Source organism: Enterovirga sp. CN4-39 (assembly GCF_049446235.1).
Taxonomy (GTDB): Bacteria; Pseudomonadota; Alphaproteobacteria; order Rhizobiales; family Beijerinckiaceae; genus Enterovirga.
This window is the reverse complement of record NZ_JBMSEF010000020.1, coordinates 74,093-85,045: the sequence shown is the minus strand read 5'-3', so window position 1 is coordinate 85,045 and position 10,953 is coordinate 74,093. Positions and strand designations below refer to the sequence as shown.

9 protein-coding genes and 1 pseudogene are annotated in these 10,953 nt (G+C 68.8%); 9 read left to right on the top strand and 1 reads right to left on the bottom strand.

The genetic code is table 11. From position 1 onward, the window contains the following. The 4 genes and pseudogenes from ACO2SS_RS24230 to leuD all read left to right on the top strand — a co-directional run. Positions 1-537: pseudogene (locus ACO2SS_RS24230) on the top strand (helicase); the annotation flags it as partial. Between the two features lie 7 nt (positions 538-544). Further along, positions 545-847, top strand: coding sequence for an RNA-binding S4 domain-containing protein (locus ACO2SS_RS24225; RefSeq protein WP_423280420.1), 303 nt, complete (start codon positions 545-547; stop codon positions 845-847). A 117-nt stretch (positions 848-964) separates the two neighbouring features. Then, positions 965-1,300: a ferredoxin FdxA gene (fdxA, locus tag ACO2SS_RS24220; RefSeq protein ID WP_423280418.1), complete on the top strand. Its 336-nt coding sequence runs from the start codon at positions 965-967 to the stop codon at positions 1,298-1,300. A 187-nt stretch (positions 1,301-1,487) separates the two neighbouring features. After that, positions 1,488-2,090, top strand: a complete 603-nt coding sequence (leuD, locus tag ACO2SS_RS24215; protein ID WP_423280417.1) for a 3-isopropylmalate dehydratase small subunit — start codon at positions 1,488-1,490, stop codon at positions 2,088-2,090. A 650-nt stretch (positions 2,091-2,740) separates the two neighbouring features. On the opposite strand, the gene ftsH is transcribed toward leuD, so the two are convergent. Further along, positions 2,741-4,603, bottom strand: a complete 1,863-nt coding sequence (gene ftsH / locus ACO2SS_RS24210; protein WP_423280416.1) for an ATP-dependent zinc metalloprotease FtsH — start codon at positions 4,601-4,603, stop codon at positions 2,741-2,743. Between the two features lie 251 nt (positions 4,604-4,854). Between ftsH and ACO2SS_RS24205 the strand changes: the two genes are divergently transcribed. From ACO2SS_RS24205 to ACO2SS_RS24185, 5 genes are all read left to right on the top strand, one after another. Beyond that, complete coding sequence (locus tag ACO2SS_RS24205) at positions 4,855-6,036, top strand: lytic murein transglycosylase (protein ID WP_423280415.1); 1,182 nt, start codon at positions 4,855-4,857, stop codon at positions 6,034-6,036. Positions 6,037-6,087: 51 nt separating this feature from the next. Beyond that, a complete protein-coding gene (locus ACO2SS_RS24200; protein ID WP_423280414.1) occupies positions 6,088-6,996 on the top strand; it encodes an aldose 1-epimerase family protein in 909 nt (302 codons plus the stop codon). 45 nt (positions 6,997-7,041) lie between these two features. Continuing rightward, the gene (locus ACO2SS_RS24195; protein WP_423280413.1) at positions 7,042-7,986 is read left to right on the top strand and encodes a threonine/serine dehydratase; all 945 of its coding nucleotides are present in this window, start codon (positions 7,042-7,044) and stop codon (positions 7,984-7,986) included. 113 nt (positions 7,987-8,099) lie between these two features. Next, complete coding sequence (locus tag ACO2SS_RS24190; RefSeq protein ID WP_423280412.1) at positions 8,100-8,960, top strand: SDR family oxidoreductase; 861 nt, start codon at positions 8,100-8,102, stop codon at positions 8,958-8,960. Positions 8,961-9,057: 97 nt separating this feature from the next. Continuing rightward, a complete protein-coding gene (locus ACO2SS_RS24185; RefSeq protein WP_423280411.1) occupies positions 9,058-10,920 on the top strand; it encodes an ABC transporter ATP-binding protein in 1,863 nt (620 codons plus the stop codon). Positions 10,921-10,953 lie beyond the last annotated feature (33 nt).

Here is a 10,953-nt window from a genome sequence, read left to right as displayed (position 1 = left end):
ACGAGCCTCGAGGCGACGCCGGACGCTGCCGCCGCCGCCCAGGAAGTCGACCCGACGGTCCCGGTTTCGGCCGGCGACGCCGATGCCGGCGCGCTCGCCGCCGCGGCGGAACCGGAGACCGTCGAGGTCTGGCGCCTCAACCGGCACAATCGCGAGCAGCATCCGCGTGGGCGGCACGCCCGCAACCGTCCCGAGGGACGTGGCGGCCGGCCGGAGGGCAATCGCCGTCCCGGCGGCGGGCAGGGGCAGAATCGTCCGGGCGAGCAGCGCCGCGCCGGCCAACCCGGCGGCCAGGGCCGTGGGCAGGAAGGCGGACGCGACCGCTTCCGCGCCGAGGGCGGACGCCCGCAGGGCGGCGGCGGGCGGTCCGGCGAGGAGCGCGGCCCGCGTCGTGACGACCGGCCCCGTCCCGAGGGAGGCCGCCGCGACGATCGCCGTCCCGAGCGCCGCGAGCGCCAGCCGGACCCGAATTCACCCTTCGCGGCGCTCGCTGCCCTGAAGGCGCAGCTCGAATCCGGCGACCGCAACAAGAGCTGAGGCACGCATGCGGGAGGGGAGGCAGCGGCTGGACAAGTGGCTCTGGTTCGCGCGCTTCGCCAAGACCCGCACGCTCGCCGCGAAGCTGGTGGCGGACGGGGCCGTCCGCGTGAACGGCGTCCGGGCTGAGGCGCCCGCAAAGCTGGTCGGGACGGGCGACGTCCTGACCATCGCGGCCCGGCACGTCACCGCGGTCGTCCGGGTCGTCGCCCCGGGCGAGCGGCGCGGGCCGGCTCCGGAGGCACGTCTTCTTTACGAGGATGTCGGACGCGACGACGCTGCGCTTGTCACCAATCCGGGCACCGGCTAAGCGCAGTCACGAAAACGCCACCGTTCCGGATCGCCCAATGCGTTGATCCGGGAGGCTTTCCGGCCCGGCCGGATTGCTCAGACACCTTCCCGAGCCGGCGAGGCCAGGACCGAACAGATGACCTACGTCGTCACCGAGAACTGCATCAAGTGCAAGTACATGGACTGCGTCGAGGTCTGTCCGGTCGACTGCTTCTATGAAGGCGAGAACATGCTCGTCATTCACCCGGACGAGTGCATCGATTGCGGCGTCTGCGAGCCGGAATGCCCGGCCGAGGCCATCAAGCCGGACACTGAGCCGGGCCTCGAGAACTGGCTGAAGCTCAATGCCGACTACGCCAAGAGCTGGCCGAACCTGACGCGCAAGAAGGAACAGCCGGGCGACGCGAAGGAGTGGGACGGGAAGCCCGGGAAGGCGGACCTGTTCTCGCCGAACCCCGGCAGCGGGGACTGACGATCGCACCGCAAGTGCGCGGGAGAGCCGGTACATCCGCGGTCTCGTCCCGGCGCTTGCGTGGAAGCGGAAATGCCCCGCTTGCCGCCAAGGTGCGCCAAGATGGTAACCGCTTCCTTAACACAGGTTTATGACGCGGGCTGTCGAGCCTTTTGGGCCGCGTCCGGATCGAAATGGGAGTGAGACGATGCAGCCGTTCAAGACCCTGACGGGCGTCGCGGCGCCGATGCGGAGCACCAACGTCGACACCGACCGGATCATCCCGAAGAACTACCTCAAGACGATCAAGCGCACGGGCCTCGGCGTCGGTCTCTTCGCCGATCAGCGGTACCTCGACGACGGCTCGGAAAATCCGGATTTCGTGCTGAACAAGCCGGCCTACCGGAATTCCCAGATCCTGGTGGCGGGCGACAATTTCGGCTGCGGCTCCTCGCGCGAGCACGCTCCCTGGGCGCTGCTCGATTTCGGCATCCGCTGCGTCATCTCCACGAGCTTCGCCGACATCTTCTACAACAACTGCTTCAAGAACGGCGTCCTGCCGATCGTGGTCTCGCCCGAGGACCTGGAGAAGCTCTTCGACGACGCCGAGCGCGGCGCGAACGCGACGCTGACCGTCGACCTCGAAAGCCAGACCATCCGTGGCCCCGACGGCGGCACGCTGCATTTCGAGATCGACCCCTTCCGCAAGCACTGCCTGCTGAACGGCCTCGACGATATCGGCCTAACGCTCGAGAAGGCGCCGGCCATCCAGAGCTACGAGCAGAAGCTCGCGGAGCGGGCCTGGGCCTGATCCCTCCCTTCGAGCGCGCCTTTCCGCGGACCAATCGCCCGAGCGCGACGGTCGTGCGCGCCCCCTCTCCCGTGTGGGAGAGGTCGAGTCGGCGGCAGCCGACCGGGTGAGGGTTGCTCGGCAGCCGGATTGCTCTCCTGGTCGGAGGGCAGCGACTCGGTGTTCGATCAATCCTGGAACGTCATGCCCTCACCCCATCCCTCTCCCGAATGGGAGAGGGTGCGCGGCGGCGCCGCCGCGCTCCGCTTGACAATCCTAGCATTTATTCCTATAACCTCCGCACTCCCCTCCGGCGAGGGAGCCGCGTGCGCACCGGTCACGTTTGGCGGAGGGGAGGACGGGTCCCGGGGTCTCGGTTCGGTAGCCGGGGCGTCCGGGCGGCTGACCGGGCGCGTGCCTATGGGGCCGAAAAGACCGTCGTGGGACGCCGGGAGGGACCTGGCAAATCCGCAAATCACCATCCCTGAAGGCCGGAGAACCGGCGTCCCGCTCCCCTCGATGAGGAACGAGACCGCTCTTTGACAGCGCCGATGGACCAGACCCCGGGCCGGGGAAGGACGGCGCGTGCCCGCCACCCGCTCATCCCGGCGAAAGCCGGGATCCAGCCCCCTCAGGGCACCGCCAACCGCCAGGTGTGACCGGCCGAGGACCTACTCCGCCGCCTGCGTGACCCGGTGGACGGGCACCCCGACGAGTTCGGCGAGCTCGTGCTCGTCGAGCGTCTCCTTCTCCAGCAGCTTCCGGGCCGAGCGCTCCAGCGCGTCGCGCTTCTCGCGCAGGATCGCGACCGTGCGATCGAGCGCTTCCTGCACGATTCCCTTCACCTCCGTGTCGATCTCGTTTCCGGTCTCTTCGCCGAAATCGCGCTCCCGGGGCATGGAGGGAAGGTCGGCGCCCTGCAGGAAGGAGCGCGTATCCCGCTCATAGGCGACGCTGCCGAGCTTCGGCGACATCCCGTAGCGGGTCACCATGGAGCGGGCGATGTCCGTCACCCGCCTGAGATCGTCGGCGGCGCCGGTCGAGTAATGGCCGAACACGACCAGCTCGGCCGCCCGGCCGCCGAGCAGCACGGCCATCTTGTTCTCCAGCTCCTCCTTGGTCATCAGGAAGCGGTCCTCGGTCGGACGCTGGATCGTGTAGCCGAGCGCGCCGATCCCGCGCGGGATGATCGAGACCTTGTGCACCGGGTCGCTGCCGGGAAGCGACAGGGCGACCAGCGCGTGCCCCATCTCGTGATAGGCCACGATCTCGCGCTCGCGCGGATTGAGCAGCCGGTTGCGCTTCTCCAGCCCCGCCACGATCCGCTCGACCGCGTTGTTGAAGTCGCTCATCGTGACGGCGTCGCCGCCGCGCCGCGTGGCGAGCAGCGCCGCCTCGTTCACGAGGTTGGCGAGGTCGGCCCCGGTGAAGCCCGGCGTCAGCGCGGCCACCTTCTCCTCGTCGACGTCGGGCCCGAGCTTCGCGTTCCGCATGTGGACGCGCAGGATCTCGATGCGGCCCTTCTTGTCCGGCCTGTCGACGAGCACCTGCCGGTCGAAACGACCGGCGCGGAGCAGGGCCGGATCCAGGATTTCCGGCCGGTTGGTGGCGCCGAGGAGAACCAGACCCGACCGGCTGTCGAACCCGTCGAGTTCGACCAGCAGCTGGTTCAAGGTCTGCTCGCTCTCGCTGGTGCCGCCCGCATAGGGTCCCACGCCGCGGGCCCGGCCGAGCGCATCGAGTTCGTCGATGAAGATGATGGCCGGCGCCTTCTGCCGCGCCTGCTCGAAGAGGTCGCGCACGCGGGCCGCCCCGACGCCAACGAACATCTCGACGAATTCCGAGCCCGAGATGGAGAAGAAGGGGACCTTCGCCTCGCCGGCCACCGCCTTGGCGAGCAGGGTCTTGCCGGTGCCGGGCGGGCCGACCAGCAGCACGCCCTTGGGCATGCGGCCGCCGAGCCGGCCGTAGCGCTCCGGGTCCTTGAGGAAGTCGACGACCTCGCGCAGTTCGTCCTTCGCCTCGTCGACGCCGGCCACGTCCGCGAAGGTCACGCCGGTATCGGCCTCCACATAGACGCGGGCCTTCGATTTCCCGACGGCCATCAGGCCGCCCGCGCCGCCGAGCCCCTTCGCCAGCCGCCGCCCGAGATAGGCCCAGATGCCGAAGAACAGGAGGACCGGCAGCACCCAGGACAACAGGTCGCGGAAGAAGGTGCTCTCGACCTGCCCGGTGTATCGGACGTTGTATTTCTGCAGCTCGTCCGCGAACTGAGGATCGACGCGCGTCGTGATGAAGACGCTCTTGCCGTCGATCGGCTCCTTGAACTTGCCCTGGATGAAGCGGTCCGAGACCCCGAGTTCGGCGACCTTGCCTTCCTTCAGGTACTGCTCGAACTGGCTGTAGGGCAGGTTCGCGACCTGGGAATACGACGCGTAGACGTATTGGAAGATCAGCAGGCCGAGAGCGGCAATCAGCCAGTACGAGACGTGGAAAGTCTTCGGATCCTTCGGCTTCACGGGGGCACGAGCCATTGTTCTGTCCTCGCGGGCAGGCACGATGCGCCGCTGACCGGCGGCGGCAAACCTGTTCAACGCCGCCAGGGCCGTCTCGATCCGCCAAGCTTGGCGGCGGCCCGATCCGCTGCGGGCTCGCACCGTGCCGGGCCGGCGTGCGGGCCGGCCACCGCGACATTTCACGATCGGGCCGACGACTGGCCGCAGGGTCGCCGCAACTCTTCGTTAACCGTCCGCGGCCCGAATAGCGGCACACCCGGGAGGACAGTTTGCGCCGCACGATCCGAATTGCCTGCGCCCTAGCTGCAGCACTTGCAGGCACACCTGCCTTGGCACAGGCCGATTTCTCGTCGTGCCTGTCTGGGCTGCGGTCGGCCGCCCTCTCCAAGGGGGTCTCGGCCTCCACCTTCGACCGCGCCACGCGGGGGCTCGAGCCGGACATGACGGTCATCGAGCGGATGAACAACCAGCCGGAGTTCAAGACGCCGATCTGGGACTATCTCGCGACGCTCAACGACGAGGAGAAGGTCGCCGAAGGCCAGCAGATGCTGCGCCGCTACGCCTCCGTGCTCGCGGCCGCCGAGGCGCGGTTCGGCGTCGACCGCCACACGATCGTGGCCGTCTGGGGCGTGGAGAGCGATTACGGCAAGGCGGGCGGGAGCATGCCGCTGGTCCAGGCTCTCGCGACAGGCGCCTGCTTTGCGCCACGTCGCCAGAGCTTCTTCCGGGACGAGCTCGTCTCGACGCTCCGCATCATCGAACGCGGAGACCTGAACCCCGCGGACCTGAAGGGCTCCTGGGCCGGCGCCTTCGGGCATACGCAATTCATTCCGTCGACCTATCTTCGCCTGGCCGTGGACGGCGATGGCGACGGTCGCCGCGACCTCGTGAACTCGGTCTCGGACGCGCTCCACTCGACGGCGAACTTCATGGCCAAGGCCGGCTGGCAGACCGGGAACACCTGGGGCTACGAAGTGCGGGTCCCGGACGGCTATTCCGGCCCCTCCGGCCGGACCAAGAAGCACCCCCTCTCGTTCTGGGCGGCGCGCGGCATCAAGAAGGTCAACGGGGGCTCGCTCAACGGCGCCGGCAATGCCGGCCTGCTGATGCCCGCCGGGCGTGACGGCCCTGCCTTCCTGGTCTTCAAGAATTATGACTGCGCCTATTCCTACAATGGCGCGGATTCCTACGCGCTCGCCATCTCCATGCTGTCGGACCGGCTGAAGGGGCGGCCCGGGATCCAGACGGCCTGGCCGACCGACGACCCGCCGCTGTCCCGGGCGGAGCGCCGCCTGCTGCAGCAGAAGCTGACCGCACGCGGCTATGACGTGGGCGAGCCGGACGGCCGCGTGGGGCAGAAGACCCGCGATGCCATCAAGGAGATCGAACGCCAGCTCGGCATGAAGCCGACCGGACGCCCGGGCGGCCGGGTGCTGCAGGCGCTGCGGTGAACCGGCACCGGCCGCTTGACGCAGGGCCGCGAAGCCCGGCAACTCCCTCCCATGCCTGATTGGAACCGCATCCGCCCGGCGGCCGACAACGTGCACCTATCGGCCGGGGGCAGTAGCGCGCAGATCGCGCTCCGCGGCGCCGAACCCATCTCCTGGCAGGTCGGCGGCCGCGAGCTCCTGTGGAGCGGCGACCCCGAGCACTGGAATTTCCACGCGCCCATCCTGTTTCCCCGTGTCGGAGCTTCCTCTGGGGGCATGGTGCAGGTCGATGGCGAGTTCTTCCCCATGCCGCAGCATGGCTTCGCCCGGCGCTCGGACTTCAGGCTGATCGAACGCGACGAGGCGAGCGCCCGCTTCCGTCTCTCCGACAACCAGGCGACGCGCGAGCACTATCCCTACGCATTCGAGCTCGACATCCTGTACCGGCTCGAACCGGATGCCTTGCGGCTCTCGTTCGAGGTGACCAACACCGACCGGCGCGACCTGCCCTATGCGATCGGCTTCCACCCGGCCTTCCCCTGGCCCCTCCCCGGGCATGGCGTCGTGAAGGACGGATACCGGGTGGTGTTCGACGCCGCGGAGAGCGACGTCGTGCCGGAGGTCGCGGCCGGCGGCCTGCTGGCCCGGCGCTCGCGCCCCGTCCCGATCAAAGGCCGCGAGCTGCCGCTCTCGCCCGACCTCTTTGCCGAGGCGCTCGTCTTCCTCGACGCGAAGAGCCGCGCCATGCGGTTCGAAGCGGCGGACGGCGCCGCCATCGTGATGGAGACCGAGGATTTCCCGCACCTCGCCGTATGGTCTCGGCCCACCGCGCCGTTCCTGTCGCTCGAATGCTGGACGGGCCACGCGGATTGGGAGGATGCGTCGGGCGAACTCGGCGAGCGCGCCTCGATGAGGAGGCTGCGCCCACGGCAGGCGGGCCGGCATGCCGTGGCCCTGCGCTGGGAGCCGGGCCGGGTCTGAACCGCGGGACTGGCCGGGTAACCCGCCCGGCCCTAAACCCGGCTCATGAGCCTTTCCCGATCCGACATCCAGGCCGCCTACGGGCGGATTGCTCCGCGTATTCGCCGCACCCCGGTCCTTGAGCTTGCGGCCGGCGCGCTGGGCCATGACGGCCCGGTGAGCCTGAAGCTCGAGTTCCTGCAGCATGCCGGCTCGTTCAAGAGCCGAGGCGCCTTCAACTCGCTCCTGTCGCAGCCGATTCCCGAGGCCGGGGTGGCGGCCGCATCCGGCGGCAACCACGGCGCGGCGGTCGCTTTCGCAGCGCGCGAGCTCGGCATTCCGGCCCGGATCTTCGTTCCCGAGATCGCGAGCCCGGCGAAGATCGCTCTGATCCGGGCCTGCGGGGCGGAGATCGTGGTCGGTGGCGAGCGCTACGCTGACGCCCAGGCCGCTTGCGACCGGCACGCCGCAGAAAGCGGTGCCCTGCTCATCCATCCCTTCAGCGCAACGGCCACGATGGCGGGCCAGGGCACGGTCGGCCTTGAATGGGACGACCAGGCGCCAAGTCTCGATACCGTGCTGGTGGCGGTCGGCGGAGGCGGCCTCGTCGGCGGAATCGCAACTTGGTGGAACGGCACCTCGACGAAGGTGGTCGGTGTCGAGCCGGAGGGCTCGCGTGCTCTGCACGCCGCCCTGGAGGCGGGCGGCCCGGTGGATGTCGAGGTCCACTCCGTCGCGGCCGATTCGCTCGGGGCCCGGAACGTCGGCGCGCTCGTCTACGAGACCTGCCGCGGCGCCGTCGATCACGTTGCGCTGGTTACGGACGAGGCGATCAGGGATGCGCAGCGCCGTCTCTGGGGCGATTTCCGGATCGCCGCCGAGCCGGGCGGGGCGGCCGCCCTGGCGGCGCTCCTGTCCGGTGCGTATCGCCCATCTCGCGGGGAGCGTGTCGGCATCCTTCTCTGCGGCGCGAATCTCGACGCGCGGAGCTTTGCCGAGATCGCAGCCTGAGCAGCGCCGGTTCGGTAGATTACCCTCGCGGGACCCCGTCCCGCGCAACCGGACGGGAGCGAACCTCGCGGCGGCTGGGACATTGAACAGGCAACACTCCCCCGGAGCCTGCAATGCCCACCGACTATCCGAAGCCGCCCTTCCCCGACCAGAACCAGCCCATGCCCGGGCGCACCAACGCCATGAAGCCGGTGCCCGATCATGGTGAGACGAGCTACAAGGGACACGGCCGGCTCGCCGGAAAGCGGGCGCTGATCACGGGCGGCGATTCAGGCATCGGCCGCGCGGTGGCGATCGCGTTCGCGCGGGAGGGGGCCGACGTCGCGATCTCCTATCTCGACGAGCACGACGACGCGAAGGACACGGCCCATCATGTCGAGGAGGCCGGCCGCAAGGTCCTGCTCCTGCCGGGCGACATCTCCAAGCCCCAGCAATGCCGGGACATCGTCGCGAAGACCGTCGAGGCTTTTGGCGGGATCGACATCCTGGTGAACAACGCCGCCTACCAGAGCACCGTCCAGACGCTCGAGGAGCTCACGGACGAGGAGATCGAGCATACCTTCAAGACGAACATCATCGCGATGTTCATCATCACCAAGGCGGCCCTGCCGCACATGAAGGCCGGTGCATCCATCATCAACACGGCCTCGGTGAATGCCGACAATCCGAGCCCCCAACTCCTGCACTACGCGGCCACGAAAGGCGCCATCGAGAATTTCACGGCCAGCCTGTCGCAGATGCTGGCCGAGAAGGGCATCCGGGCCAATTCCGTGGCGCCGGGCCCGATCTGGACGCCCCTGATCCCGTCCACCATGCCGGCCGAGAAGGTGAAGAACTTCGGCCAGCAGGTTCCGATGAAACGGCCGGGCCAGCCGGTCGAACTCGCACCCGTCTACGTGATGCTCGCGTCCGACGAGGCGAGCTATGTTTCGGGCACGATGGTGGCCGTCACGGGCGGGAAACCGATCGTCTGATCGCGGGACGGCGCTCCGTCCGCTGCGGACCTGAGCGCGAGGGCCGCGGCAACGGGGATCGCGCGGGGACGTTTGTGTGGCTCTGCGCGATCCCGATATGAACCCGATGCTCCGCCGCCCCGAGACACTGATCGAGCCTTTCGCTCCCTTCATCGAGAGCGAGATGCCGCCGACGAGTGTCGGCCGCTTCACCTGGCACTACCTGAAGCCGATCCGGTTCTGGCTGGCCGTTCTGCTCGCCTTCTCCCTCGTCGTGGGCGTTCTCGAATCCGGCCTCTACCTCCTGATCGGCTGGTTCGTGAACATCCTGGCGACCTCCTCGCCGGACCGGATCCTGCCGGAGCACGGCAGCGCCCTCCTGGCCGTGGCCATCCTGATCCTGGTGATCCGCCCGATCGTCCATACGGCGCACGAATACGTGTCCAACCAGATCGTGGTGCCGCAATCGACGACGATGATCCGGTGGCGGACGCACCTCTACACGCTCGGCCACTCGCTGGCCTATTTCCAAGGCGACTTCGCAGGCCGGCTCGCGAACCGCATCACCCAGACCGGGCCGGCCATCCGCGAGATCGCGGTCACGGTCCTCGACACGCTCGTCTATGTGGCGGTCTTCGCGCTCGCGGCGGTGGGCCTCTTCAGCTCGATCAGCCTGTGGCTCGCGCTACCGATGCTCGTCTGGATCGCGGCCTATATCGCCCTGCTGCGCTATTTCGTGCCGCGCGCGCAGCAGCGCTCGCTGGCCAATGCGGATGCACGCTCCGTGATGGTCGGCCGCGTCGTCGACAGCTACACGAACATCCTCACGGTGAAGCTCTTCGCCCGCGGCGAGGATGAGCGCTCCTCGGTCCGCGAGGCGCTCGCGCGCTGGATGGCGGCCTTCCTCGACCTAATGCGGCTCATTACCGGCGTCACAGGTCTCCTCTCCGTCATGAACAGCGCCCTCCTGGCTTCGACGGCCGGCCTGTCGCTGCTCCTCTGGTCCGAGGGCCGCATGACGAGCGGCGACGCGGCGGCAGGTCTCGCCCTCGTGATGCGGCTCCTCGCGATGTCCGGCTGGGTGATGCAGACGGTCCGCGGCATCTTCGAGAATATCGGCGTCGTTCAGGAATCGATGTCGACCATCGCCCGCCCGCACGGCCTCGTCGATCGGCCCGGCGCGCGCGAACTCGTGGTGCGCTCGGGCGCGATCCGGTTCGAGGACGTGTCGTTCAACTATGGCCGCGAGACGGGCATCCTCTCGAACCTGAACCTGTCGATCCGCCCCGGCGAGAAGGTGGGCCTCGTGGGTCCGAGCGGCGCCGGCAAGACGACCATCACGTCGCTCCTCCTGCGCCTCCACGATGTCGACGGCGGACGCATCCTGATCGACGGGCAGGACATTGCGGCCGTGACGCAGGATTCGCTGCGGCGACAGATCGGCGTGGTGACCCAGGACACCTCGCTCCTGCACCGCTCCATCCGCGAGAACATCGCCTATGGTCGCCCGGGTGCGAGCGAGGCCGAGATCGAGCACGCCGCGCGACTCGCTCACGCGGACGTGTTCATCCGCGACCTCGAGGACCACAAGGGGCGGCGCGGCTATGACGCGCAGGTTGGCGAGCGGGGCGTCAAGCTGTCCGGCGGCCAGCGGCAGCGCATCGCGATCGCGCGCGTGATCCTGAAGAACGCCCCGATCCTGATCCTCGATGAGGCCACATCAGCGCTGGATTCGGAGGTCGAGGCCGCGATCCAGGATGCGCTGACGAGCCTCATGGCGGGAAAGACCGTGCTCGCCATCGCGCACCGGCTCTCCACGATCGCGGCGCTGGACCGCCTGGTCGTGCTGGATGCGGGACGTGTCGTCGAGGAGGGCAGCCATGCCGAACTCCTCGCACGCGGCGGACTCTATGCCCGGCTGTGGCACCGCCAATCGGGAGGGTTCCTGGGCGACTTCGCGGATAGTGCCGCGGCGGAATAGCCCGTCCTCCTGGCGACACTTCTGTCATCCCGC